Below are 25,413 nucleotides of genomic sequence, written 5' to 3'. Positions count from 1 at the left end.
CTTACGCCAAGCCGCCCAGGTCGAGCACTCCGAACAGTCTTTCACGTGCGGTGAGACACTCTTCGGCAAAGGCGGGATCAGTGAGATCCTTCGCCGAGAGTTGATCGCGATACGTCGCGCGGACAACTTCCTGCAGCGCATCGATTTTTCCTTCGTCCAGCAGCACGCCTTGATGGCAGGCAGCACGCTCTTCCGCCGTCATCACCACGCGGAGACGCAAACAAGCTGGGCCGCCACCATTGCGCATGGATTGGCGTACATCAGCGAATTGGACCCGCCCGATCGGGCCATTCCCGGCGACCAGCGATTCGCAATAGGCGCGGGTCTTTGCATTGTCTTCTGTTTCGGTCGGCGCGAGCAGCACCAAGCGGTCTTCGCCGGGCCATTGCAGCAGTTGCGAATTGAACAAGTAAGACTTGATCGCGTCCTCGAGCGGAACTTGATCGCGCGGCACCATGACCGGCTTAAGCTCAAACAAGCCATCGGCAGCGCGGCGAATATCTTCCAATGTGGCGTCATTGTCCTCAAACGCGTCTTCGTGGAAGAATAAAGTGTCCAGCGTTCCGACGCAGACGACATCATTATGAAACGCGCCTGCATTGATCGCCGTTGCCGATTGGCGCGCCATGACAGTGCGAGCGCCGTTTAGGCCATGAGCACGCGCAACGCTTTCGCAGGCGAGTTTGGTTTGCCGCGCTGGGAACCCGTCTACGGATTCACCCGCTTCGCGGCCATAGACGAAGAGCTCGACGCCGCGCTCGCCATGGGCGCTGCATAGCCGGACATGGTTTGCGGCGCCTTCATCAGCGAAATCGGCATGCATTGGCAAAGCCGCGTGAACCGCAAATGCGTCTTCAGCTTCAAAGATCGTTGCGAGCGTGCTGGTGGTTTCGGGATGTTCGATGGATCTGTGCAACATGGAGGACAGATTGGCACTAGTCAGGTGTAATCGTCCGTCTTCGGTATCCGCCGAGGGAGAGACAGTGGCCGCATTGGCGGTCCACATCGAGCTGGCTGAATACGCCGCTTTCAAGAGCCGCGGGGCTTGTTTCGCGGCAGCTTCTATGATCGCAGCATCAGTTCCGTGAAAGCCTGCATCGACCAGGAATCCCAAATTTGGTCGCGCCAGCGGCGGGATTACGCCTTGGATAAAGCCCGCTTTGACGAGCATGCGCATTTTCTCGAGCCCCTGCAGCGCGGCTTCGCGCGGGTTGGAGACATCGCCTGCATTGGTCTGACTGGCGAGATTGCCGTCAGACATGCCGCCATAATTGTGGTTAGGCCCGATCAGGCCGTCGAAATTGACTTCAACAGTTTCGGTAGAAGACATGGGAACCCCTGCCTTGTGCCTGTCGAAGGGCGTCCTTTTAACGCCCGAATGATATGGTCAGCGTTCGCGTCTCGACAGGCTCAGGGCGAAGCTGAAAATGGATGCGGGTTCTCTACTTCGGGAATCCGATTGCGCCAAGACGCTGGGCTTGATCCGACACCTGGCTGGCTTGCGGCCATGCACAATAGTCAGCCGCATAATATGCACCCGGACGGAAATTCCCTGAATGGCCAGGGCCGCCAAAGGGCATTGCCCCACTGGCGCCAGCCGTTGGGCGATTGCGATTTAGAATGCCTGCTTTCATCTCGGCATGCGCCCGCAGCCACAATGCATCATCATCGCTGACCAGACCGCCAGAGAGCCCGTATTTGGTGTCGTTCGATCGCCGGATCGCCTCATCAAAATCATCCACCCGGATAATCTGCATCAAAGGCCCGAACAATTCTTCATCGGGAATTCCGGTTGCGTCGGTCACATCGATTACGCCGGCGGTCACGAACCCGCCGCCGCGTTCCATGCGTTTTAGACGTCGGAGCGACTTACCGCCCTTTTTAGACAGCATCATTTGGAAATCGATCGCATTCTGGGCCGCTTGCTCAGAGACGAGTGGGCCCATAAAGGCCTCGTCATCGCTGGCGTCGCCAATCCTAAGATCTTTGGCCCGAGAAACAATCGCATCGACAACTGAGTCGCCCCATTTGCCAGTCGGCAGAATAACCCGGCGGGCGCAGGAACAGCGCTGACCTGTTGTGAGAAAGGCTGACTGTGCTGCGACATCAGCCGCGGCATCGACATCAGCCGGATCCCAGATGATCAATGGATTGTTGCCGCCCATTTCGAGCGCCAAGATAACTTCTGGACGGCCGGCAAAATGGCGATGAAAGAACAAACCGGTCTGAGCCGAGCCTGTGAACAGCAAGCCATTGATGTCATCATCGAGCAGCGCGGCGCCAGTGTCGCGGCCGCCTTGAACGACATTGAGCACACCCGCAGGCAAACCCGCCGCTTCAAACGCATCGACCATGATGTGCGCGACCGATGGAGCAAGCTCTGAGGGTTTCAGAACGCAAGTGTTCCCCGCCAGCAGCGCCGGAACGATATGCCCGTTCGGCAAATGGCCGGGGAAATTGAACGGCCCGAACACGGCCATAACGCCGTGTGGCCGGTGGGTTAAATGCATGGAGCCAAAAGCGGCCTCGGAAAATGCTGTTCCAGCGCGTTCGACTTGCGCCTTTATCGAGATCGCAACTTTACCCGCCATCGCGCCAGCTTCCGCGCGCGCATCCCAGGCTACTTTACCCATATCGGCGCTGATCGCAGCGGCGATTGAATCAGCACGCTTCTTCAGCTCTTCAGCATAGGCCTCAAGGATCGTTGTACGATCGTGTTGCGGGCGGCGGGCCCAGTCTGTTTGCGCCTTTCGGGCAGAGGCAACAGCGTCGGTGACTTGATCGCCGCTCGCCGATTGCCCATCCCAACTCGTTTCACCATTGGCTGGATTGGTCTTTTCAAACCAATCATCGGTTCCATCCGACCAGCGCCCATCAATATATACGCTTTTGGCCATGTTAACTCCTCAGCCAAATGCGGGCTTTATCGCCCCGCTTAAGTTTAAGTTTGTCGAGCGTTTCTTGCGTCGTCATAAAGCGTTGTTCGCCAATAATCGCGCCCTCAATTAGGCAGGCGCGGTAATGCTCTAGGTCCATACGCGCTGCAATCCCAGTCGAGCCTGTAGCCGCGCCGACATCGAGTTCCATCACTTTGCTTTCGCGCGCCGTCCGAATATGGGTTTGGCTAACCTGCATGATCGGCCCGCCATCGAAAATATCGACGACATTCTCGAAATTAAATCCTTCCCATTCCAGCAACTTATACGCCGGAACACCATCAACATGGCACCGGCCAATCACTTCCCGCGCCTCATTGGGCAACAGATCCACATAGATCGGATATTTCGGCATCAAGTCGAGAATGAACTGATTATCGGTGGTGGCGGAGAGATAATCCGCCTCGGTGAAAGACATTTTGAAAAAGTGCCGTCCGAGACACTCCCAAAACGGCGTTTCGCCTTCGTTAGAGACGACACCGCGTAGCTCCGCGATGATTTTCTCGCCAAACCATTCCGGCTTCGTATTGATGAGCAAATAGCGCGATTGTGCGAGCAAGCGTCCAACGCCGGCGCCGCGATGTTCTGGTCGTAGAAACAGTGTTCCGACTTCAGTGCACCCGACAAATTCATTGGTCAGGATCAAAGCATCCATATCGAACCGGCGTTCGGCCTCTTGGCTCGCTTGAGCCAGCGTGATGATGCGATAATTGAAGAAAGGTGATTTCACGCCAACGCCGGCTTTAACCGCGCTACAGCCGCCGATTTCGCCGGTTTCGGTATTTTCCAGCATCATCAGATACTTACCGTACTCGGGTGTCTCTAACCGTCCGGCAAAAGAATCGACAGACTTTAAAAGTTTGTTGCGCAAGATCTCTTCATCGACAGGCAAGGAGGTGAAACCTGCCCCTGATTCAACAGCCATTGAGCGAAGCGCGTCATAATCCGACAACTCCGCTGGACGCATTACATATGGCGAACTCATCCCATCAGTGCCTTAATTTTCTTGGCGTCGAGGCGCCCATCCGCAATCCGATTTAGCAATAACGCAGACAATTGTGCACGCTCCACAAAACTCGACATGACCACATATTCTTCGTCTGAGTGGATCCGTCCACCCATGACGCCAAGCGTATCCACATTCGGGACGCCCGCCGCGAAGATATTGTTGCCCTCGCAGACACCACCGGTGTCAACAAATTCAAGCTCAAGCCCGATCGCTTTGCCGGTGTCAGCGACCGCGTCGAACAGCATTTGCTGTGCTTGGTTTCGTGGTTTTGGCGGGCGATAGAAGCCGCCATGTATGTGGCCGCTAATGCCATCCCTTGCTTTGGCTTTAGCGAGCAGCGCGTTGACTTGTTCAGTGGCCCAAGCGGCGGCCTCTGCATCGGGTGCGCGCGCGCCAAAACGGACAATGGCGAGATCTGGAACGATGTTTACGGCGCTGCCGCCATCGATCGAACCAACATTAAAGGTCACCCCATCGCGTTGGCCATTTAATTGCTCTAAGGCGACGACCATGGCAGCGGCCGCTTCTACCGCGCTGCGCCCCTCTTCTTTCGCTCGTCCGGCATGCGCTGAACGGCCATGCAATACAACATCAAAGACCGCTGAGCCTTTTCGGCCGCCCGACATCGCGCCGGTGTCCATACATGGCTCGTAAGTCATGCCGATCATGGCGCCGGATTGTGCCGCTTCGGTGAGGAATGGCGCGCTGGCGAAATTGCCGGTTTCTTCGTCTGGCGTGATCACGATTTGATAGCCGAGCTTGTCTTTTAACGGCCCCGCTTCAAACGCTTGCAGCGCGCCGAGCATGACAGACAGTCCGCCTTTCATATCAGCGAGGCCTGGTCCGTTATACTTGTCATCGCCAATATCTTTGATGTCGGTAAAAGTACCCGGTGGGAAGACCGTATCATAGTGCCCACTCATGATGACTTGCATGTCGGCATCTGGGCGAGACGAGATGCGAATGACTGGACCGGTCTCGAAGGCTTCAATTTGGCCATTGTTGGCGATTTTCTCGAATGGCTCAGTGGCTATCAGTTCAATATCTGCTTCCAGCGCACTATAAGCATCGCCCAATTGCGGTGCGAGCACATCTAAGCCTTCGCGGTTCCAGCTGCCGGTGTTGATTTCGGCCCATTTGAACATCCGCGCTTGCATGTCTGCATTTAGCCCGAGCACGCGCTCGCAAATCGCTTCGTCCTCGGTGTTTTTTATACTGAGATCGACCATGTCGCTTTGGTTTCACGCTTTTTCAAAAACAACAAGCCCCGGACATGAAGTCCAGGGCTCGCTTAACTTAGATTAGAAAGGTTTAGACGTCGCCTTGCAGTTCCCGTAAAGCTTGTTCGGCACCCGCCAGACGCTCGTCAACGGTCAAGCAAGACTCAGGCGCGTTGCCGATGACTTCGAGGTCTTTGCAGCGCTCTTTCTCTTTCTTGTAGTCGTTCACTTCGTTCTGGGCGTCGAACAGGACCAGGTCGCGCGCTGTATTGTCTTCAGCCGCCATAAAGTCGATCCAGCCGCGGCCACCGCGATTGTTTGCGTTTCGGAACGCCTCGCGTGCGCCAGAACGATCTTCACGCTCATAACGAGATTGGCCGACTAAGACCCAAGCGAGACCAGCATCTGCCAATCCGCCTTTATTGATTGCGCGGACCAAGGCTTCCTCGGCTCGATCCCAGTTTTGCAGCTCGCTATAAGAGCGCCCAAGACGCTCATACATTTTGCCGTCTGGCGCCATTTCAGCGGCACGTTCAATCACCGGAATGGCTTTGTCGAACTCGCGCGCCACTTGGTACAGGTTCGCCAGCAGTTCGAGACGCTGATAGGTAGCGTTGATCCGGCCAGCGTTCATTTCTTTTTCAAGAATTTTAGCCGCCGCATATGGAACGTCGAACGAATTGTAGAAGTTTACGACCCGCATCAACTCGTCTTCGGTTTGCAGGATGCCGCCCAAATACATGGCTTTCTGAACTTCAAATGCTTTGCGATCTTGGCCGCCGCGGAAATAGTCACCCGCAATCGCGTCCCAGAGACGACGATCAGACGGATCCCGCGCCAAAAGCAATTCAAGCAGTTCCGCTTTCTTCGCGAAATCGCCGGTTTTATCATACAAGAAGATCAGGAAGTCATACACGGATCGCTCCGCATTCGTGCCATCCATCTGCAAGACTTTTTCGGCCCATGGCAGAGCGTCGTTAAACCGGTCCATTTGCTGATAAAGAACCGCCAGCGTCCAGCTTTGGTTGCGATCAGGCACACCACCTTGTTGCATCCACTTGTCGAAATATTCGAGAGCCTTGACCTTATTATCAGCAGAGAGATAGATCTGCGAGATATTATAATAGGTTGTTTTGAGCTCTGTCGCTGGAATGTAGCCGCGATCAATCGCCAGCAAGAGGTCTGCAACCGCGCCATCAAGATCATTGGTCTGGATCTTGATCGCTGCGCCCAAACGAAGGGCTGCGCCCTCTTCATAACAGTTGAGTTGCTGCGCCCGTAGCGCCGTCAAAGCCACAAGCGCCGCTTGTGGGTTATCATTCACCAGCAGTTCCGTTTCAGCGTTGAGATAATTCTCTGCATTGGTTGAACTAAACTGGGTTTCTTCGCACGCTTGAGCCGTAGCAGTGCTGACACCGATTGATGCCGCAATCGCAATAGTGGCTGCGCTTTGTAAGATGCGCTTCATCATTTCGTTTCACTCCTCTACGCCTATTTGGCGTCCTATTTCTTTGAACCGGAAGTTCGCTCCGATTTCAAGCGCTTCAAACGATAAGTTGAAGCATTTTCCCAGTCTTTTATGAAAAGACATTCCTACGGTTCCATCCGGAACTCAAGGGGGTAGACCACACCATTTACGGTTACTGGCAGTCCATCACGAATTTTTGGCGCAAACTTGACCCTTTTGACGGCCTTTATGGCGGCGTTACGAAACACACGATCCGTGCAGGTCGCATCGACGTTAAACGGATCTCCGCGGATTGAGACCGAGAAAAAGACTTCGCATGTCCCTTCCAAACCGCGCGACGCCGCCGCGCTGGGATAGGCTGGAATGGGCGGTGTTAAGGGCTGCAGGTTCCGAACCGAAATGGCGGTTGTGCGTTGGGGTTTGAGCTTGCGAAAATCGGCTTGGCCATAATCCGCGGGGGCCGTGCCCGAATAGTCAGAGAACGGCACTTTCGGGTTATTGACTGAATTCACCAGCTTAGGCGGCGGTGGTGGCGCCTTAATTGGCGTTTCCCGGACCACTTTTTCGCGAGGCTTATCCAGCGGCTCATCAATCTCCTGCTCCATGAGCGCTTCAACCGTGTAGAATGTCTGCGCTGGTGGCTCGAAGTCTTCCACAGCCACGAGTTGCTGCATGGTGGCGAAAAGCGCCAAGGTCATCGCCCCGGCAGGGATAACGACCGTGCACGTTCGTTTTAGAGAGTGTCTCAGAGATTTATCCAGAATATCAGCCATACGAAACCTCTTTTTGTTATAATATGACAATACGTAACTTTGTTACATTGTCAAGACAAAAAGAAAGGGGGCTCGCAAAAGCCCCCTGCCCTCATTTGGATTTACGTGACCTTTAGTCCGCCAGCGTAAACTCTAGCGGGTAAACCACGTTCCGGCGCTCAGCCGCTTGGCCGCGAATGATCTTCGGTGCGAATTCCACTCGGCTCACAGCGCGTTCTGCTTCGCGTTTAAAGACGCGATCTGAACATTCTGCCTGAACATTATATGGCTTGCCGCGCGTGTCCACGTCGAAGCGAACATCGCAAGACCCCTCAATTCCGCGCTCAGCCGCACGAGACGGATAAGTTGGAACCGGTGGACGGATTGGCTGCGCGTCACGATCAGAGATCGCAACTGGGTCAATCGCCAGCGAGTTCAACCGCGTTGGTGGCAGCTCGCTTGGAGGCGCCCCTTGGATGTTCGGGGTCGGAAGATCGATGTCATTCTTGCTCGCCGTCAGTTTTGGAGGTGGCGGGGGCTTGTCGGCATTGTTGAGCTTCCGCGGCTTGTTTCGAGCTCGCCGCGTAACTTCTTCTTCCTGCGCTTCAGGGGTGATGCTCTCAAGATTATACTCGCGTAGATTTTCGGGTTCTTCGAAATCTGCGCTGATCAAGAGTCGCATAGAGTGAAAGAGGATCAGCGTAACGACAATCGCAACTGGAATACCAATCGCAATACGGATCAGTGGATTTGCAAACATGTAAATCCCTCCTCTATTGGTTCACGACCGACAATGGGACACGTCCCAGATTGTCGACCTCGTTGACGACCTCCATAAGGTCGATGAGCACCCCAGCCTGAGCTTCCGCGTCCGCTTGTACGACGAGACGTCCTTTCGGATTGTCTTCGCGCAGTTCCCGAATTCGGAACCCAACCTCTGACAGCGGAACCACTTGTTTATTCATGTAGATTTCGCTGTTGGCGTCGACCGCAATCAAAATACCGAGCGGGTTTTGACGCTCTTTATTGTTGACCTCGATCCGATCAATTTCAACGCCTGGCTCACGAATAAACTGAGCTGTAACGATGAAGAAGATCAGCAGAATGAACACCACGTCGAGCATTGGCGTGAGGTTTACGTCATCTTCGGCGCTGCTCGCTGCTTCGCGTGCTTTACGTGCCATGATTAGCCTCCTCTAGCCTGCAGAACGGACGATATTCACCCGCTCCATTTGTGCGTCATACGCAATGTCACGCACTTCGATAATCGTGCCGGTCCGCGCAAGCGGGTGAGCTTGAATGATCAAAGCACTCTCTGGGTTCTCAGCGCGGGCCCGCTCCATACCGCCTCGTACCGCTGATATGTCGGTCAGTTTCCGGTTCACGCGGATCTGATCTGACTCATCAATGTAAACGATAATGGCAGGCGCTGGATTACTCGGCGCATTTGACGATGGTGGTGGTGGCTCAGCTCCAAGCGCTTCTTCCTGAATGAAGGTCGAAGTCACGATAAAGAAGATGAGCAGGATGAAGACCACATCAAGCATTGGCGTCAGATCGACGGCAGCTTCATCGCTTGGGCGACTTGCACGTCCTCGCATCAGCCAATCTCCATCTTATCTTCGACTTCCTGGACAACTCGGCGAACCTTTTTGTCCATGCCACTCGCAAATGGAATGCCTGAAATCGATGCTACCATGCCCGCCATGGTCGGAATGGTCGCTTGTGATACGCCGCGCGATAGCGCTTTAGCGTCTGCACCATCCGTGATCGCCATATTGTCAAACACGGTGACCATGCCAGTCACGGTACCAAGCAGTCCGAGCAGCGGCGCGAGCGCCACCATAGCTTTTGCAAATGAGACATTTGCTTGTGCTTTTTGACGGACTTCAGAGACCAATTTGTCTTTTACCCAGTGCGCGAGTTTGGACTTCCGGTCGGAGCGCGAACGCCACTCCGAAAGAGCCTCCTCTGCGACAGAAGCATGTGCGACGCGGAAGTAAAACAGACGCTCCAGGATCAGGGCCCACATGATGAATGTGGCGCCCATAATCCATAGAAGCACCGGCCCTCCGCGGGCCAAAAACTCCTGAAGTTCGGTCATTCCCAACATATATGGGCTCCCGATCTCAGAGGCGGCCTACGCCGCCCCTCCACGCTCAGCGCGCTCTGCGACAAGGCCAGCAGCCTGCTCATCCAGAATCTGCTGGTTGCCACGTGCCATCGCAGCAGCGAGGGCGTGTGTCAGCAGAAGTGGGATCGCAGCCACCAGACCAAGCACTGTGGTCATAAGCGCAACTGAAATACCGCCAGCCATCAGCTTAGGATCGCCAGCACCGAAGTTAGTGATCGCGGTAAAGGTAATGATCATACCGATAACCGTACCGAGCAGACCCATAAGCGGGGCCACAGCAGCAAGCACTTTAACGATGTCGTTAAAGCGTTCGATTTTTGGAGACTCGCGAAGGATTTGTTCGTCGAGTTTCAGTTCGAGCGTTTCAAGATCAGCGTTCTTATTGGTCTCATAAGCTTCGAAGACGCGTGCGAGCGGGTTGCCGTCGCCTGCTTGCTTCGTTTTTGCGGTCGCACGGATCGCATTGCCCATGAAGAAGAGCGTGATGATCTTATACAGCGCAACTGTCAGACCGAAGATCAGAAGACCGATAACGATGTAACCAATGGTTCCACCTTGCGCGATACGCTCGGAGAAACCAGGCTTGTCGCCTTCGATTTTGAACAGTTCGCCGCGGTTCGGATCGAACGGAACGGTCAAAGTTTCACCTGGTTGTGCATTGATCAAAGCGTTGAACGCACTCCGGAAACGGCCGCCTGGCTGACGCTCAAGCTTTTCAAGGAAGTAATCGCCAGATCCTGCACGTTCGATCGTGACGAAGCCTGCATCATTATCTGTTGCCGCAATGAATGTTCCGACGCGGGTAACTTCGACGTCTTGAACAGACTCATCAGAACCGCCCATTGAAACAGGAGCGGTGAAGGTTTTCACCTCCGACTGAGCAATCATCTCACGAAGGATCGCTTTTGGTAGACGATCAAGCTCTTCGCGGGTTGGAAGCGCAACAGCTTCAGCAACTTCAGAAAGGGCTTCAAAACGGCCAGGATAGTCGAAGCTTGCGAGGCTCTCGCGCATAAGCGGCTGAACTTCACCAACAACGGCACGGAATTCACCGACCAGTTGTCCAAAGTCACCCGCCTGCTCTTGCAGCTGGGCGTCGAGGTCATTGATTTCTGCTTGGTAGGCGTCGAACTGCGCGCTCAAGGCATTTCCGCGAGAATTCGCAACCGCGAGCTCGTTACGAGCTTGAGACATCAGTGCTTCTTGCTCATTGACGCGCGTTTGGAAGTCGCGAAGGCGCTGTTGGCTTTCAGACGACATTTCTTGGCTGTCTTGTTGAACGCGATTGAGAATGTCTGACAGGGACTGAGCAGCCGCCGGCAGAGATGCTACCATTGATGCGCCAGCAAAAGCTGCCGCGATCCCAATGGTTTTAAGTGATTTTGTGAACGGTTTCATGTGTTCTTTCCTCAACTCCATTGGGGCTTACTGAACAGCAAGCTTGGTGGCTGGTACGTACATGACATCCTGGGTACGCTTACCCTGGATGATGCGAATGGCTTTCTCGATTTCAGCTTTGTATTTGCTTTCGAGATCGACCCAAGAGGCTGTTTCGCGATCGTAGCGTTTCGCGTAACGACCAGTTGGATCCATATATACCAGAGCGACACGACCGAAGAGGACCATGTCTACGGTGACTTCTTTGTCGTCTACCGTAATGGTTTCTTTCCAAGTGTCCGTTTTACGACCAACTTCCATTTCAGCCGTGTAGGCGTCCATGATTTGGCGATAACGCTCTGTCACTGAAACGTTCGGATCGACCAGATAATCGCGCAAACGAGCGATACGATCTTTGCGCTCTTCCAAACGGAAAGGCAGATCAGCGTCGATAAAGGCGTCGAGATCATCGATCAGGGTTTCAAGCATTGGGACGGTCTGAGAGGTGATCTCGTCCACACGGCTCAGCTGATCGGTCAGAGAAGCGATTTCCCGCTCCTGGCTTTCGACGGCTGCAGCTTGCTGGCGCTCATACAGTTCGGCGGCGGTCTTGCGCTGTAGTAGCGTCCGGAACTCGCCAACCATGTCTGAACGCTCGTCATCGAGCTGGTTGATTTGTTGTTGTACTTGTTCGGCGCGTCGTGTCGCCTGCTCGCCGGTCGCGATCGCGCGGTCCAGTCCTTGAGCAATTGATGGGGCGGTAAACCCGACCATCAATCCCGCTAGAATGGCTCCGCGAGCCGGTGTCAGAACATTCTTCATGAAGTCTGCCTCTCACTCTCCAAATGGTGCGTCGCCAGATGACGGCGCATAAAACTCTTCAACGCTTCGACTCATGCCGAAACAATCTATGCACGGGACAAACACACCCCGCAAAGGTAACAAAGGAAAACGGGCTTGGCCCACATCCTCCCAAATTCTGACCTCGAGACTTTTTCGTCTTCTATGATCGCTTTGCGAACGGAATTACCCGTAGGTCATAATCGCAAGCCGTCCCACCTCTGCAAAAAGCTAAACTGCTTGTCAAACTCTCATTCATAATTGAGGCAGTTGCAAGGCAATTTTGCAATATTGTTACATAATAGTGGCGTGTGCGCAATATTCCCATCACGCGTGTAACGCGATCTGCGCAAAATCTGGCATTATCTAGAGAGAGTGGCTGGGGTGCCAGGATTCGAACCTGGGAATGCCGATACCAAAAACCGGTGCCTTACCACTTGGCGACACCCCAACTGAGCGGCGGACATAGCCAATCCGTTTTCGGCTTGCAACACCCAAATCACCGCAGCCGATCAGACAGCTGCATTTTTGCCAGCTCGAGCTCCTTTAGAGCCCCACTTTTGTTAGACTTAAAAGAAACATGTGATCTTTGTGTTTTGACAAACCGGATCTTAACGCCCATATCGTTATCCGATAAATATCAAAACGGAGCCCACCTCCCATGAAAACCTTCTTTGCCTCACTCGGCGGCGCTGTAATTGGATCCATTGTCGGCTTGTTCCTGCTTTTCTTCGTCGGCATGGCCTTGATCCAGTACGCGATTAATGACGCGGTCCAGTCTGCGTCCGGCCCTGAGACTGGCCAAGATGATGGCAATCCAATTGTCCTGACATTGGATTTACGAACAGGATATGCTGATCAAGCACCGACCACTGGGCCTGAAGTCTTATTTGGCGGCGGCACAGGTTTCGTCGACATCATCACCAAGCTGGAAGCCGCAGTGAACGATGACCAAGTCAAAGGCGTCTTCATTCGTGCCAGTGATTTTGGTGTTGGCTCTTCTCGCGCCGGCGAACTCCGCGACGTGTTCCACAAGTTCCAGGATGCCGACAAATTTATCGTCACCCATTCTCAAGGATCTTACGGCGCCACTTCTGGTTATCGTGCCATCGCCATGTCAGATGAGATTTGGGTTCAACCTGGCACGACAATGATTGCCAGCGGCTTGGCGCTCGAAACACTCTTCCTGAAAGGCCTGTTCGACAATCTTTCGATCACACCTGAGTTTGAAGCGTTCCACGAGTTTAAGAGCGCGGTGAACACATTCGAAGAAGAAGACTACACCGAGGCGCACAGAAACAATCTCACCCAACTCGCAGAATCAATCTGGTCGATCACGCTCGGCGATATCGCAACGGATCGTGGATTGCCGCTGGCAAGCGTTAAGTCTGCGCTTGAGTCCGGCCCGATTAGCGATACGCAGATGATTGAGCTTGAACTCGCGACCAATTCCGGTTGGCCAGAAGATGCGCGCGATGCGGCGCTGGAGCTCGCAGGAGATGATTCGATTGATATCGACATCACATCTTACACGGCGCCAAGTTCAGAATTTGGCTCACCAGTTATTGCGATCGTCGGCGGACAAGGCGGCATTGTCACGGGCGGTTCGGGCGGCAGCCTGTTCCAAGAAGGTAGCGGTTTTGCATCTGATTCGATCGCCGCAGCGCTGTTAGAAGCAGGCCGCGATGATGATGTCGAAGCGGTGATCTTCCGAATCGACAGCCCTGGCGGCTCACCATCAGCTTCTGATCAAATTTGGCGCGCGGTACAGCGGATCCAAGAGGAGGAAGAAAAGCCGGTCATCGTGTCGATGGCTTCTGTAGCTGCCTCTGGCGGTTATTATGCCGCGACTGGCGCTGACTGGATCGTCGCGAACCGTTCAACCATCACGGGATCAATTGGGATCTTCGGCGGCAAGTTCGCTATCGAAGAAGGACTTGCCCGGATCGGTATCAATGCGGAAACGATTGTCGTTGGCGGCGAGTTCACGGGTGCCTTCACTACGACCCGCGCTTTCACTGATGAGCAACGCGCACAATTCCGTGAATTCCTCAAGCAAGGCTATGATCGCTTCACGACATTGGTTGCAGAAGGCCGCGGCTTGTCTGCCGAGGAAATCGACCGGGTTGCACGCGGCCGCGTCTGGAGCGGTGAGGACGCCCTGCAAGTCGGGCTGGTCGACGAGCTTGGTGGTTTGAACACGGCTATTGCGAAAGCTCGCGAACTTGCAGGTATCGAAGCAGGTTCCGATATCCGCATTAAGACCTATCCAATGCAATCTGGCGGCCTGCCTTTCTTGAGTGCGTCCAGCAGTGCCTCTGCGCAGGAGCTCAAAGCCATTGGACAACTGGCTCAAATCGTAAATGACCCTGAAATTCAGGCGCTCATTACAGAAGTCGAAGCGGCTCGAACAAGCAAAATCCAGGCACGTATGCCGAACCTGATCGAGCGATAAACACAATTAGTCACTGCAAGCATGGCCTTCCGGTTCTCAATCGGAAGGCCTATTCGCATCTATAAATGCCCCGCGTCGTCGCACCACATCGCTAAATGCGCCTGACGCACAAATATACGGGACAGAAAAGGGCTTTGGATGATGTCTGACACGCTTAAAGATCGCAGCACACGATATCATAATTCGGAGACGGCCGAGACGATGGCAGATGTCCGGCACGAAGTTGATAGGATTGATCGCCTGCTGGTCGAGCTGCTCGTCGAGCGTCAGTCTTTTATGGATGCGGCGGCTCGGATCAAAGGCGCCCGCAAAGCCGTGCTCGATCGCCCACGAATCGAAGATGTTGTCTCAAAGGTGAAAGCCGAAGCTGAGCGCCAAGGCCTTTCTGCGGCCATCGCGGAACCGGTTTGGCGAACCCTCATCGATCGTTGCATCGCTTATGAGTTTGAATCATTTGATCGCCTCAAGCCAGGTTTGGACAATTCATAACTGGCTTTGGCGCAGGCTTCGACCGTTTGCACCAATCCGTCCTTGAGCGATGAGAGCAGCGTTGCCGTTTCTACGCGACCGAGCGTTTCTTCGCCCCTACCCTTCTGCTCTACGGTCGCGCATTCCTCGGCAAATTCATGTGCGCCGATACTAAGGGCTGCGCCCTTTAATGCATGTGCGGCGTCAGCCCATTCAGTCTGTTTAAGCTCCGGCGTCAGCATTCGCCCCCAGGTCTCAGCTTGGTTGCGAAAGATGTCTAACACCTCATCTGCAAGGTCGGCGTCACCACCGGTCATGCTCATCAAATGATCGATATCAATTTCCATGACCGTTCTCGTCCTAAGATTTGTGGCTAAAAAATGCGCGATTCGCGATTTTTCTAGCATGTTCCCTCTTTTCGTGCAGGAGAATTTGGTTTAATGTTATTCGATATGAAATTGGGGTTAGACCATGGTCAACTTTCTCGTTGCTGTTCGAAATTTCACAATTGCTGTCCTGCTCGCCTGGATGGGCTTCTCGGTCGCGCCTGAGTCTGCGGACAAAGAAGAAGCAAATTCTGGATCGCCTTCAAACGCGATTTCAAGCATCTTCGTACGCTGAAACAGCAGTGGGCGAACGGCCCACAATCTGTTTATAAGAGCGCAATGCCGCTCGGACTTTTTTTATATAAGTTTTTGACCACTTTGCTCGCACCCTTTTTGGGTGCGTTCTTTCGTCGGCGGGCGCGGTCTGGAAAAGAAAACGCAGACCGAATTCATGAGCGTTTCGCGAAATATGTGGATGTTAAAGCAACGACCAAACTGATCTGGTTTCACGCGGCCAGCGTCGGCGAATCGCAATTGCTTCTTGAAATGGCGCGACGCTTAGCCAAACAGAGCGTCGCTGACACAACGCTGCTCTTTACCTGTCAGACAGAAACCGCCTCCGACCTAATCGCGAAAGCCCTCAAAGACGATCCAGACCTTCAGTCGCTTGAGACGGCGCACAAAATGGCGCCGGTCGACACACGCGCCGCCACACATCGTTTTCTCGATCATTGGCAACCAAATCTGGTCATTTATGCCGAGGGTGAAATCTGGCCCAATCAGCTCTTAGAACTGGAAACCCGCCAGATACCTGCTATCCTGGTCAATGCGCGGATGACTGAGAAGAGCATCTTGGGCTGGCTGCGGTGGAAAAAGACAGCGCGCTCTGTGTTTGCGACTTATGATTTAATGATCGCCGCAGATGTTCAAACCAAAACCGGCCTGGAAGAGCTTTCAGGGAAATCCGTTCTCAATCCAGGCAACCTAAAATCCGCCCTCCCTGCCCCATCGGTCGAGCCGCAAATTCTGGAACAAGTCAAAGCCGCCATCGGTGATCGCGAGGTGCTCCTCGCGGCTTCGACCCATGCCGGGGAAGAGGCTTTGATCCTCGACGCGCTTCTGAAGCTCACACCGCAACCCTTTTTGATTATCGCGCCGCGCCATCCAGAACGGGGCGACGAAGTAGATGCGCTGCTCTCCTGCACCAAACTCAGCATTGCGCGGTGGTCCGAAGCGCGAACCATACCTGAGGGCACTGATGTCTTGCTCGCAGATACAATGGGCGAAATGGGGCTCTGGTATCGCGTCGCAGACAGCGTATATCTCGGCGGCGGGCATGCGCCGGGCGTTGGTGGCCACAATCCGTTGGAAGCCCTGCGATTAGGCAGGTCAATCCTTACCGGCCCGAGCCTATTTAACTTCTCAGACCTCACGGAGCGTCTTACTCCGCATGAAGGATTCACAATCATCGCGGACACAGACGCCTTAATTGCCGCCTATCCGCCCGTACCGGTCTCCAATGAGATGATGGCGCTCTTGGAGACAGATGCGAAAGGTCCGATGTCGGCCACGTTGGATGCGCTCGCACCGTTGTTGAAACAAGCGGGCATCACCGTATGAGAGAGCCACGCTTCTGGTCACGAGAGGTCGACCCCAAATCACGGGAAGCGGCTCCGCTTTTGCGGTTTCTGCTGACGCCTGCCGCCTGGCTCTATGCCGATATCACGCGCCGTAAGATTAAGGGCGCAAAACCTCTTAAAGTGGCGCCAACCGTCATTTGCCTCGGCAATCTCACAGCCGGCGGCGTTGGCAAAAGCCCGGTTGTGGCCGCGCTGCGAGACAAGATTTCGCAGGACTATGGTCTTCGCGTCGCAACGCTCAGCCGCGGCTACAAAGGCAGGCTCAAGGGTCCGCAGCAAGTTGACCCCACCATCCATTCAGCCGCCGATGTTGGTGATGAACCTCTGATGCTGTCTCACCAAGGCGAATCTTGGATCGGTGCGGATCGTGCCGCGGCTGGACAAAAGATGGCGGCGGATGGCGTTGAGGTCATCTTGATGGATGACGGCCACCAGAATCCGGGGCTCCATAAGGACTTCACCTTTGTCGTCATCGATGCGCAGGCCGGGTTCGGAAACGGTTATGTCATCCCTAAAGGCCCATTACGCGAGCCCGTCCATGCCGGGCTTTCACGTGCGGATGCGATCATCGTCATGGGCAAGGCAACACCGCCTCAGGCTGTTCAAAAATCTGACCTGCCGCGTCTGAATGGAACGATTGTCGCGAGCCAGCGCCCTGCCCCAGGGCCTTATGTGGCCTTTGCGGGCATTGGGCGCCCCGAGAAGTTCTTCGATACGCTCAAGGCCCTCGAAGTCGATGTTCGGGATGCTGTGCCCTTCCCCGACCACCACACCTATTCTGCTGCGGACCTGAAATACCTCCATCGTCTCGCTGAAGATCATAAGGCGCGTTTAATTACGACCGAAAAAGATCTCACGCGATTGAGTGCGGTCCAAGCGGAGCGCATACAAACGTTACCAATCCAAGTTCAGTTTGAGCCGCAACCTCTGCTCGACAAGCTATTGGCAGATGTGATCAAACGCGGATCCGATGGCTAAAACGGCGCAGCAATATATCCGTCCCAAAGACATTGATAACCGCTCCACATTTGGTCAACGCCTGATGTGGCGGATTGAGGCGCTAGCTTGGGACGTCATCTATTGGGCACCGATGAAAGCGCTTGGCCCAGACCGTGCCTCAAATTTTCTCGGTTGGCTTATGAAACGCGTCGCGCCCCTGCTCTCACAAAACAAGACGGTGAAACGCAATCTACACCTCGCCTTTCCCGATCTCCCTGAAGCTGAGCGAGATCGTATCGCGCTCGCCTCATGGGAGAGCGTCGGGCGCACAGCCGGCGAGCTGCCGCATCTGCCGAAGATTGATCCTTATGCTGGCGACCGCGTTGATGTGATTGGCGCGGAGCATCTTGATGCCATTGAGAAATCCAACAAAGGCGCAGTCTTCGTCTCGGGTCATTTCGCCAATTGGGAGGTGATGGCGGCGGTAATTTGTAATCGGCCGGTGGACTGTTTGATCACTTATCGGGCGCTCAATAATCCTCATATTGATCGCAAGCTCAACAAAGTCCGGCACGATTACGGAATTGGGGTGCTAACACCAAAAGGCATTGGTACTCGCGAAATTATGCGCGCACTGGGCAAGAATCGCAGTGTTGGTCTGATGAATGATCAGAAGTTCAATCAAGGCCTCGCCATTCCATTCTTCGGACATGACGCGATGACGGCGCCCGGTCCTTCGCGTTTGGCATTGAAATACAAAGTCCCAATCGTTCTGATGACGACGCGGCGAACCGGTCCTGCGCGATTTGCAGTGACCGCTCATGAACCCTTCATGCCTGAGCAAACCGGCGACACAGAAACGGACGTCAAAGCCTGTGTTAAGCGCATCACCACTCTAATTGAAGCCGAAGTGCGCGCCAATCCTGAGCAATGGTTTTGGCAACATCGGCGCTGGCCGAAAAACGCTTGGCGCGATGCCAGCGTGATGTAAGCGCTGTCCAAACGCTACAGGCGAGCTATGTTGTCTGGTATCGAACTGAGGACCCAAAAATGCCGCCACTCTTAGACATTATCGCAATTGTCGCGCTTGGCTTTTGCGCAGCCCTTGGTCTAGGCGCCTTATTTGCTCCGTCTTGGGCGGCAGGCGTCGTTCGGCTCGTCGCAGATCCCGATCCAGATAAGCCAGGCGGATTTTCCGAGTTTCGCGCCACTTATGGCGGCCTCTTGCTACTGATCCATCTCTCGGTTCTGATCATCTTACTCCAGGGCAGTTTGGACCTGACCTATAAAATCTTCGCTCTTTTCCCGGTCGCCATGGGCTGGATTGGTGCAGGGCTTGGGCGTTTGCTCTCGCTTTTGCTCGACAAAAAAGAAAACCGCTCAAACGGCCTCATTCCCATTTGGATTCCGATGGAACTGGCCTTAGGGTTTATGATCTTAGCGCCCGTATTCGGGCTGCAACCCTAAACGGAGACGCCCATGACGGACCGTCGAGAGACGAACCGCAAGTCAAAGCGACGCCCCCATCGCAGCAAACGCCCAGCAAAAGGCGTTGAAACTGATTGGAGCGAAGGCGAGCGGATCGCGAAATATCTCGCCCGTGCAGGCGTTGCCTCACGAAGAGAAGCCGAAGCGATGATCGAACGTGGCGAAGTCCGCGTTGATGGCCGTAAACTCACCACTCCCGCTTTCAAAGTGACTGGCCGCGAAGATATTCGCGTACACGGAAAACGCGTCCAGGCGCATGAACCGGTCCGTGTCTGGAGATACCATAAGCCATCGGGCTTGATTACAACGACATCCGATCCGGAAGGGCGCCGGACGATTTTTGATGAGCTACCAAAGTCGCTACCGCGGACGATCACGATCGGCCGCTTGGACCTGACCACAGAAGGTATTTTGCTACTCACCAATGATGGCAACCTCGCTCGCGCGATGGAACTACCAAAAACCGGCTTTGTCCGCCATTATCGCGCCCGGGCGCATGGCGAAACCTCACAGGAAAGTTTGGACACGCTCAAAGGCGGGATCACGCTCGACGACGGTACGCGCTACACGTCAATTGAAGCCGAACTTGAGCGCCAAACCGGAACCAATAATTGGATTGATGTCCGGCTGACCGAAGGCAAAAATCGCGAGGTTCGTAAAGCGCTCGAACATTTGGGCCTGCAGGTGAACCGCCTTATCCGCACACAATATGGCCCGTTTGAACTGTCCGATTTGCGCCCAGGCGCCGTCGAAGAAATCCCTGCCGATGTGTTACGCGAACAGCTCAAAGATGTGATTCCAAGCAAGCTCCTACCTGAAGAAAATGACGAGCGCCCAGCCCGCCGCCGTCCTCCCGTGGGGTCACGGGTTCACAGACGAAAACGATAAGCTAACGTGCACGTAAAGCAGCCAGAAAGCTGCTTTGACTCACAGGGCTATATCGCGGGAGAACCAAATGGGCTTTCAGAACGTCACTGAGACTTATCAAGAAGAGTCGCAACCCGCGCCGCCGTCCCATCCGCCCATCTATTCGCTTGAGCCGCCCGTGCGTCTCGACACACCCGATGTATTCTCCAGCCGCGGCAGCTACGCCTTTGAGGCCTTTGACAAAATGCGGGCTGAAGCCCCGATTATGTGGCACCCTGAAGAGCATGGGCGCGGGTTTTGGGCGCTCACCAGTCATGAATTGATCAAAACGGTTGAAATCGACCCGATAACCTATTCCTCACAGAAGGGCGGGATCCTGATGACTTATGGGATGCCGGACACACCGCGCCATCCCCTGCTCCATTCCTCGTCTCTAAATTCATTGATCAATCTCGATCGTCCGCACCATACGCCGCTGCGCATGGAGCATATGGCGTGGTTCCGCCCAGACTATGTCGCGGAGCTGCGGAAGAAAGTGGACGTGAAGGTCAATGAATTGCTCGACGATATGCAGGCCAAGGGGCCGGTCGTGGATATGGTTGAGAGTTTTTCAGCCGAACTACCTCTGTTCACACTCTGCGAGATTCTCGGCGTGCCTGAAGCGGATCGCCCGAAACTCGTGCACTGGATGCACTTCCTTGAGAACGCGCAATACCAAGCGCAGCAAGAAGGCCTCGGCAATCTCACTGAAGCGCAAATTCTCGAATTCATGTCCGAAATCCAGGCTTTGTTCGACTATGGTCGACATCAATTGCTTGAGCGCCGCGAGAACCCGAAAAATGATCTTCTGAGCGCAATCGCCAATTCGAAAATTGATGGCGAATTGCTGTCCGACGAATTCCCAGACGGATCCTGGCTGCTCATCGTTTTCGCCGGTAATGACACGACGCGTAATTCCCTGTCCGGCACGATGAAGCTGCTGACCGAACATATGGATCAGCGCTCCAAACTGATCGCCAATCCGGAACTGTCATCTAATTTCGTCAATGAAGCGATCCGCATGGTCAGCCCCGTGACCTATATGCGCCGCACGGTGACAAGGGAAACCGAACTCGGCGGTCAAAAGCTGAGCGAGGGCGATAAAGTCGTGATGTATTACGCTGCGGCGAATCGCGACCCTGCAAAGTTCGAAAACCCAAACCAGTTCGATATCGAACGCGCCAATGCCAACGAGCACCTAGCCTTCGGAAACGGTCCGCATGTCTGCCTCGGCAAGCGCGTTGCAATTATGCAGCTTGAGACAGCCTATAAGAACATTCTCGGACGGTTCCCAAATATTCGTTGGACGGGAAAATCCTCACTGGCACCGAGTAATTTCGTGCACGCGATCTCGACGCTAGAAGTTGACTTGGGCGCTTAGCCGCGCAGCAACGCTTCAGTTTGATCTGCTGGCAAAGGGCGTCCGAGAGCGAAACCTTGGGCGTGGTCGAAGCCGAGCGTCCTGAGGCGCGTCAGCATAGACAGATCTTCAACCCCTTCTGCGGTGGAGGTCATGCCGAGCCGGCGCGCCATCAAGGTTAGCGCTTCGAGAATGGTCTCGACGCGCGGATTGTCGATCTGCTGCACGAGGCTGGCATCAACTTTCAGGGCATCTGCAGGCAAATCTGCGAGCCATTGGAAAGAGGAGTGGCCGGACCCAAAATCATCCAACACGATCCCGGCCCCTGCCTCACGAAGCTCTTGCACGCGTCGCAGAGACTGTTCGGTGTCTCGCAGCGCGTCTTGCTCAGTGAGCTCAAATCGGATCACGCCTGGCGCCAGATCATGACCAGAGCGAATCGCTGACACGAGATCGACTAATTGCGCATCTGCCAGATCGTGGCTGGTAATGTTGACTTGAACGAACAGGTTCGGATTGCGCGCGATCTCGCGAAACGTGCTGAGCGCATCCGCCGCAAAGATCAGCATCGAAGTCGCCAAACCTTGCGTATCGCCAACAGGGCGCTGCTCTTGGTCTTTGCCCTGCCAGCGCGCCAGGGCCTCAAACCCTTCTATCCGTTGGCTGCGGAGGCACACAATCGGTTGAAACACCGGTAAAAGGTTTGCACCCGGTTCGGCGCCGAGTTCAGCGCTTTCGGAGACCGAGAGAATCACCCCGCGCGACCGTGTCTCATCAACCGGGCCGCCCGCGAGGAAGATTGCTTCGCCTTCTGCGGTGATCAGTTCAAACCCAACATCGCCATTTTGGCTGCTGAGCCCCGTCTGCAATCGCTGGCGGCTCAGGCCGTCCAATACGTGCCCTAGGTCTTCGAGCGCCCAATCACCAGACAATTGCCGTCCGAGCCGCGCTGGCTCTAGCGTCAGCGTTAACCGCCTGGTCGCTTTATTCCATTGCCATTCACCAATCGGAGCGCTCAACAGCCTATGCCTCTGCAACCATATTGGCGCGAACATAGTCCTTTACGGCGCCCAGGTCATTCGAAACCCGCTCAAACACTTCGCCGCGTTCAAGCAATGACTGCGATCGCGTGGGCAATGGGGCATCCGCGCCAGTGGCTTCTTTGACCGTTTCCGGGAACTTAGCGGCGTGAGCCGTCGACAGGATAACGGTCGTCGCCTCAGTCTCAGCCAGGCGCCGCACAGCTGCAGTCCCAACCGCAGTATGGGGACAGATGAGCGCGCCGGTTTGATCCAGAAAGATCTGCATTTCTTTAAGCGTTTCGGCATTATCGACCATCGTTGCAGACAATCCGGTGCAACTCAGAGGACCACGGACGGAGTCTGGAAGTGTCGCAGATCCAGACTGCCGATATTGCTCATAAGTCCGCCGGACCATGTCGCCATCGCGTCCAGCGACCTCAAAGAAGAGGCGCTCGAAATTACTTGGTACCGAGATATCCATAGCGGGACTTGGCGTTGGTACGGCCTGCTCGCGCTTCATCTCCCCATCTTGAAGTAGAGTCGCGAGCGTTTTGTTCTCGTTCACCGCGCACACCATTTCAAATCCAGCCAGCAAGCCGCAGCGTGCCGCGACATAGCCTGCAAAGGCATCGCCCATATTCCCGCTTGGTACGACGAACCGAATTGGGCGATCGGGTCCGACAGCCGCCTGCGTTGTCGCATAATAAACAGACTGCGCCGCAATCCGCGCCCAATTGATTGAGTTCACGCCTGACAGTTGCACATCGCTGGAGAACGCCGCGTCAGCGAACATGGATTTGACGATGGCCTGGCAATCATCAAAGTCGCCATCAATCGCCAGGTTATGTACATTGCCCGCCCCGGTCGTCGTCATAAATAGACGCTGGACGGGCGAGACCCGCTCATGCGGGTGTAAGATATAGAGATCGACTTGAGATGCCCCTGCGAAAGCTGCCGCTGCTGCGCCGCCTGTGTCCCCGGAGGTCGCACAGACAACGCTCATACGCTCACCGCGGCGCGAGAGGACGAGATCATAGAGCTGTCCGATAAACTGCATCGCTACGTCTTTGAACGCGAGCGTGGGGCCGTGATGCAGCTCCATGACATATTCATTCGGCCCGCTCTGGACCAAAGGCGCCACCGAATGGTGGGAGAAGCTCGCATAGGCGCGCTCACACAGCCCGGCTATGTCGGCTTCACTCAAGCTTTCGCCAGCAAAAGCTTTCAAAATGCGGGTCGCAACTTGCACATACGACTCGCCAGGTGCCGCCGGAGTTATTTGCGACCAGCTTTCGGGGACGTAGAGACCGCCATCTGGCGCCAATCCCGTCAAACAGGCTTCAACAAAGTCGACGGGCGCCGCTTGTCCACGAGTCGAAACATATTTCATTGCGAATTGGCCTTTACTTGAACTTCAAACGCCCGCGAGCGCGATGCAGCGCCACATACACACCAATCAGCCCCAAGGCCATCCCCCACCATGTCAGTGCATAGCCAAAATGGCGCTCAGGCGGCAGCGGATCGAGCGGCTTAGCAAACGCATATGGGTTTAGCGTTTGGCGAGAGCGTGAAAGGTCGACGGCATTGCGCACGGTCATCATCACGGGTTCCACAACCCTTGGTGTGTCGCCCATTTCAAACTTAGTGGCGAGCTGTTCTGGATTGAGACTGTACCAGATATTCGCGTCTGGATCGTCGGTTGATGCAAAACTCGAATTGCTAGGCTCTTTACGCGAGATGACGCCTTCAAAGGTCGCCGTCTCAGGCAGCTCCGCCAAACGGATCGGAACCGGCTCAGCACCGCCTGTGGCTTCAACCATGGCGAGCACAGGCTCGCTGGTTGCCTCGAGTGTGCCTGGCACGTAGCGGCGCCAGATTGGTTCACTGTCCGCGAACCCATAAACTTGCTGGGCATATCCGGGATGATCTGTGTCGATCAGGATGCGAACGAGTTCGCGCGCCTCGACTTGTTGCTCAAACGCTGGCGCGTCAATTTTCTCGGAATAGCGGGCATATTGCCAATTCCCGAGCAAGACCAGAATGATCAAGCTCACACCGCTTAGGACGGTTAGCAGAGGCATAGGGCGAAAGCTCATTCGCCAATCTTTCGGGTAAAGTGAAATGGGCCCGCCTGGTCTAAGCGAGCCCATATATTCTTGATGTTAATGCCCCAAAACGAGGTACGGTAACACATAGACGAAGGCAAAAAGGAACAACCAAACCACGTCAACAAAGTGCCAATACCAGGCAGCAAACTCGAACCCGAGATGTTTCTTCGCGGTCATGTTTTTCGCATACAGCCGGAACAGACAGACGGTGAGGAAGATCGTACCGATGACCACGTGAGCACCGTGGAAGCCGGTCGCCATAAAGAAGGCTGAGCCGTAAAGCGTGCCATCAAAGGTGAATTGGGCTTCTGAATATTCGTAGACCTGCAAGCAAGTGAACGCGACCCCGAGAATAATGGTCAGGATCAGCATAAATTTCGCATTGTCCATTTTGTCATGCTGCAGGGCATGGTGCGCAGCTGTGACGGTCGTTCCTGACAGCAGCAGGATCAGTGTATTGATCAGCGGCAAGTGGAATGGATCAAAGGTCGTAACGCCAGTAGGTGGCCACTGCGCGAACGCGTTCAGGCCTTCCCAAACAGGGCTCGCGGCATCGAATGTTCCGCCAACCCGTGCTGGATAGAAGATGGCGAGCTCAAAGAAGCTCCAAAACCATGCGGCAAAGAACATGATCTCTGAAACAATGAACAAGATCATCCCATATTTGAGGCCAATCTCGACAACCGGCGTGTGATCCCCAGTGCGACCTTCTTTGACGACTTCACGCCACCAACCGGCCATGGTCCAAATCACCATCAGGAACCCAGGGACAAGCGTCCAAAGTTGGCCTGCTTCGATCCCAAAAAGACCTTTCATATAGGTCACACCGCCAACCGCGAGCGTCAGAACGGCGATTGAGCCGATCAACGGCCAAGGCGATGGGTTTACCAGATGATAGTCGTGTTTGACGTCTTCGGCCATGACGGGGCGCCCCTTGTGGCAATAGTTATTACAATCTCAGGCGC

The 25,413-nt window shown here is 54.8% G+C and carries 26 protein-coding genes and 1 tRNA gene; 9 read left to right on the top strand and 18 right to left on the bottom strand.

Going from position 1 to position 25,413, the window contains the following annotated elements:
* Position 1 precedes the first annotated feature (1 nt).
* The 13 genes from astB to MY069_RS00520 all read right to left on the bottom strand — a co-directional run bounded on the left by astB (position 2) and on the right by MY069_RS00520 (position 12,187).
* Positions 2 to 1,330: an N-succinylarginine dihydrolase gene (astB, locus tag MY069_RS00580; protein WP_482795134.1), complete on the bottom strand. Its 1,329-nt coding sequence runs from the start codon at positions 1,328 to 1,330 to the stop codon at positions 2 to 4.
* 112 nt (positions 1,331 to 1,442) lie between these two features.
* On the bottom strand, positions 1,443 to 2,897 hold the full coding sequence (gene astD, locus MY069_RS00575) for a succinylglutamate-semialdehyde dehydrogenase (RefSeq protein WP_482795133.1): 1,455 nt from the start codon (positions 2,895 to 2,897) through the stop codon (positions 1,443 to 1,445).
* Between the two features lies 1 nt (position 2,898).
* The gene (locus MY069_RS00570; protein ID WP_482796733.1) at positions 2,899 to 3,903 is read right to left on the bottom strand and encodes an arginine N-succinyltransferase; all 1,005 of its coding nucleotides are present in this window, start codon (positions 3,901 to 3,903) and stop codon (positions 2,899 to 2,901) included.
* 14 nt (positions 3,904 to 3,917) lie between these two features.
* Complete coding sequence (locus MY069_RS00565; protein WP_482795132.1) at positions 3,918 to 5,174, bottom strand: hydrolase; 1,257 nt, start codon at positions 5,172 to 5,174, stop codon at positions 3,918 to 3,920.
* A gap of 82 nt (positions 5,175 to 5,256) precedes the next feature.
* Positions 5,257 to 6,636, bottom strand: coding sequence for a tetratricopeptide repeat protein (locus MY069_RS00560; protein WP_482795131.1), 1,380 nt, complete (start codon positions 6,634 to 6,636; stop codon positions 5,257 to 5,259).
* A gap of 122 nt (positions 6,637 to 6,758) precedes the next feature.
* Positions 6,759 to 7,406: an energy transducer TonB gene (locus tag MY069_RS00555; protein ID WP_482795130.1), complete on the bottom strand. Its 648-nt coding sequence runs from the start codon at positions 7,404 to 7,406 to the stop codon at positions 6,759 to 6,761.
* 112 nt (positions 7,407 to 7,518) lie between these two features.
* Positions 7,519 to 8,145 (bottom strand): energy transducer TonB, encoded by a 627-nt coding sequence (locus MY069_RS00550; RefSeq protein WP_482795129.1) that lies wholly within the window; start codon positions 8,143 to 8,145, stop codon positions 7,519 to 7,521.
* A gap of 13 nt (positions 8,146 to 8,158) precedes the next feature.
* Complete coding sequence (locus MY069_RS00545) at positions 8,159 to 8,569, bottom strand: ExbD/TolR family protein (protein ID WP_482795128.1); 411 nt, start codon at positions 8,567 to 8,569, stop codon at positions 8,159 to 8,161.
* Positions 8,570 to 8,581: 12 nt separating this feature from the next.
* A complete protein-coding gene (locus tag MY069_RS00540; protein WP_482795127.1) occupies positions 8,582 to 8,986 on the bottom strand; it encodes an ExbD/TolR family protein in 405 nt (134 codons plus the stop codon).
* The gene (locus tag MY069_RS00535; RefSeq protein WP_482795126.1) at positions 8,986 to 9,498 is read right to left on the bottom strand and encodes a MotA/TolQ/ExbB proton channel family protein; all 513 of its coding nucleotides are present in this window, start codon (positions 9,496 to 9,498) and stop codon (positions 8,986 to 8,988) included. Before MY069_RS00535 ends, MY069_RS00540 begins: the two co-directional genes overlap by 1 nt.
* A 27-nt stretch (positions 9,499 to 9,525) precedes the next feature.
* Entirely contained in the window at positions 9,526 to 10,917 is a 1,392-nt protein-coding gene (locus tag MY069_RS00530; protein ID WP_482795125.1) for a MotA/TolQ/ExbB proton channel family protein, read from the bottom strand.
* A 27-nt stretch (positions 10,918 to 10,944) separates the two neighbouring features.
* Positions 10,945 to 11,718 (bottom strand): DUF3450 domain-containing protein, encoded by a 774-nt coding sequence (locus MY069_RS00525; protein ID WP_482795124.1) that lies wholly within the window; start codon positions 11,716 to 11,718, stop codon positions 10,945 to 10,947.
* Between the two features lie 394 nt (positions 11,719 to 12,112).
* Positions 12,113 to 12,187, bottom strand: a tRNA-Gln gene (locus tag MY069_RS00520).
* Positions 12,188 to 12,397: 210 nt separating this feature from the next.
* Between MY069_RS00520 and sppA the strand changes: the two genes are divergently transcribed.
* Positions 12,398 to 14,191 (top strand): signal peptide peptidase SppA, encoded by a 1,794-nt coding sequence (sppA, locus tag MY069_RS00515; protein WP_482795123.1) that lies wholly within the window; start codon positions 12,398 to 12,400, stop codon positions 14,189 to 14,191.
* Between the two features lie 138 nt (positions 14,192 to 14,329).
* Positions 14,330 to 14,680 (top strand): chorismate mutase, encoded by a 351-nt coding sequence (locus MY069_RS00510; RefSeq protein ID WP_482795122.1) that lies wholly within the window; start codon positions 14,330 to 14,332, stop codon positions 14,678 to 14,680.
* Here the strand turns inward: MY069_RS00510 and MY069_RS00505 are convergent.
* On the bottom strand, positions 14,629 to 15,006 hold the full coding sequence (locus tag MY069_RS00505) for an Hpt domain-containing protein (RefSeq protein ID WP_482795121.1): 378 nt from the start codon (positions 15,004 to 15,006) through the stop codon (positions 14,629 to 14,631). The genes MY069_RS00510 and MY069_RS00505 overlap by 52 nt on opposite strands.
* A gap of 124 nt (positions 15,007 to 15,130) precedes the next feature.
* On the opposite strand from MY069_RS00505, the gene MY069_RS00500 reads away from it, so the two are divergent.
* The 7 genes from MY069_RS00500 (at position 15,131) to MY069_RS00470 (ending at position 21,339) form a co-directional block, all read left to right on the top strand.
* Positions 15,131 to 15,280 (top strand): hypothetical protein, encoded by a 150-nt coding sequence (locus MY069_RS00500; protein WP_482795120.1) that lies wholly within the window; start codon positions 15,131 to 15,133, stop codon positions 15,278 to 15,280.
* A 44-nt stretch (positions 15,281 to 15,324) separates the two neighbouring features.
* Positions 15,325 to 16,605 (top strand): 3-deoxy-D-manno-octulosonic acid transferase, encoded by a 1,281-nt coding sequence (locus tag MY069_RS00495; protein ID WP_482795119.1) that lies wholly within the window; start codon positions 15,325 to 15,327, stop codon positions 16,603 to 16,605.
* Entirely contained in the window at positions 16,602 to 17,603 is a 1,002-nt protein-coding gene (gene lpxK, locus MY069_RS00490; protein ID WP_482795118.1) for a tetraacyldisaccharide 4'-kinase, read from the top strand. The genes MY069_RS00495 and lpxK overlap by 4 nt, the downstream gene beginning before the upstream one ends.
* On the top strand, positions 17,596 to 18,555 hold the full coding sequence (locus tag MY069_RS00485; RefSeq protein WP_482795117.1) for a lysophospholipid acyltransferase family protein: 960 nt from the start codon (positions 17,596 to 17,598) through the stop codon (positions 18,553 to 18,555). Before lpxK ends, MY069_RS00485 begins: the two co-directional genes overlap by 8 nt.
* A gap of 59 nt (positions 18,556 to 18,614) precedes the next feature.
* On the top strand, positions 18,615 to 19,031 hold the full coding sequence (locus MY069_RS00480; protein WP_482795116.1) for a DUF4345 family protein: 417 nt from the start codon (positions 18,615 to 18,617) through the stop codon (positions 19,029 to 19,031).
* 12 nt (positions 19,032 to 19,043) lie between these two features.
* Positions 19,044 to 19,940 (top strand): pseudouridine synthase, encoded by an 897-nt coding sequence (locus MY069_RS00475; RefSeq protein ID WP_482795115.1) that lies wholly within the window; start codon positions 19,044 to 19,046, stop codon positions 19,938 to 19,940.
* Between the two features lie 67 nt (positions 19,941 to 20,007).
* Positions 20,008 to 21,339, top strand: a complete 1,332-nt coding sequence (locus MY069_RS00470) for a cytochrome P450 (RefSeq protein WP_482795114.1) — start codon at positions 20,008 to 20,010, stop codon at positions 21,337 to 21,339.
* On the opposite strand, the gene MY069_RS00465 is transcribed toward MY069_RS00470, so the two are convergent.
* The 4 genes from MY069_RS00465 to MY069_RS00450 form a co-directional block, all read right to left on the bottom strand.
* Positions 21,336 to 22,337 (bottom strand): EAL domain-containing protein, encoded by a 1,002-nt coding sequence (locus MY069_RS00465; protein ID WP_482795113.1) that lies wholly within the window; start codon positions 22,335 to 22,337, stop codon positions 21,336 to 21,338. The genes MY069_RS00470 and MY069_RS00465 overlap by 4 nt on opposite strands.
* A 4-nt stretch (positions 22,338 to 22,341) precedes the next feature.
* Positions 22,342 to 23,730: a threonine synthase gene (thrC, locus tag MY069_RS00460; protein ID WP_482795112.1), complete on the bottom strand. Its 1,389-nt coding sequence runs from the start codon at positions 23,728 to 23,730 to the stop codon at positions 22,342 to 22,344.
* 13 nt (positions 23,731 to 23,743) lie between these two features.
* On the bottom strand, positions 23,744 to 24,436 hold the full coding sequence (locus MY069_RS00455; RefSeq protein ID WP_482795111.1) for an SURF1 family cytochrome oxidase biogenesis protein: 693 nt from the start codon (positions 24,434 to 24,436) through the stop codon (positions 23,744 to 23,746).
* Positions 24,437 to 24,502: 66 nt separating this feature from the next.
* Complete coding sequence (locus MY069_RS00450) at positions 24,503 to 25,369, bottom strand: cytochrome c oxidase subunit 3 (RefSeq protein ID WP_482795110.1); 867 nt, start codon at positions 25,367 to 25,369, stop codon at positions 24,503 to 24,505.
* Between the last annotated feature and the right edge of the window lie 44 nt (positions 25,370 to 25,413).

The organism is Hyphomonas sp. ske169 (genome assembly GCF_056850855.1).
The sequence above is the reverse complement of the archived record's forward strand: the minus strand, read 5'-3'. Positions and strand labels throughout refer to the sequence as shown.

What these genes read in the sequence shown, in the direction of transcription:
- MY069_RS00560 (WP_482795131.1), bottom strand. Translation starts at nt 6,636, where the DNA reads ATGATGAAGCGCATCTTACAAAGCGCAGCCACTATTGCGATTGCGGCA.
- MY069_RS00565 (WP_482795132.1), bottom strand. Translation starts at nt 5,174, where the DNA reads ATGGTCGATCTCAGTATAAAAAACACCGAGGACGAAGCGATTTGCGAG.
- MY069_RS00530 (WP_482795125.1), bottom strand. Translation starts at nt 10,917, where the DNA reads ATGAAACCGTTCACAAAATCACTTAAAACCATTGGGATCGCGGCAGCT.
- MY069_RS00550 (WP_482795129.1), bottom strand. Translation starts at nt 8,145, where the DNA reads ATGTTTGCAAATCCACTGATCCGTATTGCGATTGGTATTCCAGTTGCG.
- MY069_RS00475 (WP_482795115.1), top strand. Translation starts at nt 19,044, where the DNA reads ATGACGGACCGTCGAGAGACGAACCGCAAGTCAAAGCGACGCCCCCAT.
- MY069_RS00525 (WP_482795124.1), bottom strand. Translation starts at nt 11,718, where the DNA reads ATGAAGAATGTTCTGACACCGGCTCGCGGAGCCATTCTAGCGGGATTG.
- MY069_RS00545 (WP_482795128.1), bottom strand. Translation starts at nt 8,569, where the DNA reads ATGGCACGTAAAGCACGCGAAGCAGCGAGCAGCGCCGAAGATGACGTA.
- MY069_RS00485 (WP_482795117.1), top strand. Translation starts at nt 17,596, where the DNA reads ATGGCTAAAACGGCGCAGCAATATATCCGTCCCAAAGACATTGATAAC.
- astB (WP_482795134.1), bottom strand. Translation starts at nt 1,330, where the DNA reads ATGTCTTCTACCGAAACTGTTGAAGTCAATTTCGACGGCCTGATCGGG.
- MY069_RS00510 (WP_482795122.1), top strand. Translation starts at nt 14,330, where the DNA reads ATGATGTCTGACACGCTTAAAGATCGCAGCACACGATATCATAATTCG.
- astD (WP_482795133.1), bottom strand. Translation starts at nt 2,897, where the DNA reads ATGGCCAAAAGCGTATATATTGATGGGCGCTGGTCGGATGGAACCGAT.
- MY069_RS00450 (WP_482795110.1), bottom strand. Translation starts at nt 25,369, where the DNA reads ATGGCCGAAGACGTCAAACACGACTATCATCTGGTAAACCCATCGCCT.
- MY069_RS00470 (WP_482795114.1), top strand. Translation starts at nt 20,008, where the DNA reads ATGGGCTTTCAGAACGTCACTGAGACTTATCAAGAAGAGTCGCAACCC.
- MY069_RS00535 (WP_482795126.1), bottom strand. Translation starts at nt 9,498, where the DNA reads ATGTTGGGAATGACCGAACTTCAGGAGTTTTTGGCCCGCGGAGGGCCG.
- sppA (WP_482795123.1), top strand. Translation starts at nt 12,398, where the DNA reads ATGAAAACCTTCTTTGCCTCACTCGGCGGCGCTGTAATTGGATCCATT.
- lpxK (WP_482795118.1), top strand. Translation starts at nt 16,602, where the DNA reads ATGAGAGAGCCACGCTTCTGGTCACGAGAGGTCGACCCCAAATCACGG.
- MY069_RS00480 (WP_482795116.1), top strand. Translation starts at nt 18,615, where the DNA reads ATGCCGCCACTCTTAGACATTATCGCAATTGTCGCGCTTGGCTTTTGC.
- MY069_RS00555 (WP_482795130.1), bottom strand. Translation starts at nt 7,406, where the DNA reads ATGGCTGATATTCTGGATAAATCTCTGAGACACTCTCTAAAACGAACG.
- MY069_RS00505 (WP_482795121.1), bottom strand. Translation starts at nt 15,006, where the DNA reads ATGGAAATTGATATCGATCATTTGATGAGCATGACCGGTGGTGACGCC.
- thrC (WP_482795112.1), bottom strand. Translation starts at nt 23,730, where the DNA reads ATGAAATATGTTTCGACTCGTGGACAAGCGGCGCCCGTCGACTTTGTT.
- MY069_RS00570 (WP_482796733.1), bottom strand. Translation starts at nt 3,903, where the DNA reads ATGCGTCCAGCGGAGTTGTCGGATTATGACGCGCTTCGCTCAATGGCT.
- MY069_RS00455 (WP_482795111.1), bottom strand. Translation starts at nt 24,436, where the DNA reads ATGAGCTTTCGCCCTATGCCTCTGCTAACCGTCCTAAGCGGTGTGAGC.
- MY069_RS00500 (WP_482795120.1), top strand. Translation starts at nt 15,131, where the DNA reads ATGGTCAACTTTCTCGTTGCTGTTCGAAATTTCACAATTGCTGTCCTG.
- MY069_RS00540 (WP_482795127.1), bottom strand. Translation starts at nt 8,986, where the DNA reads ATGCGAGGACGTGCAAGTCGCCCAAGCGATGAAGCTGCCGTCGATCTG.
- MY069_RS00495 (WP_482795119.1), top strand. Translation starts at nt 15,325, where the DNA reads ATGCCGCTCGGACTTTTTTTATATAAGTTTTTGACCACTTTGCTCGCA.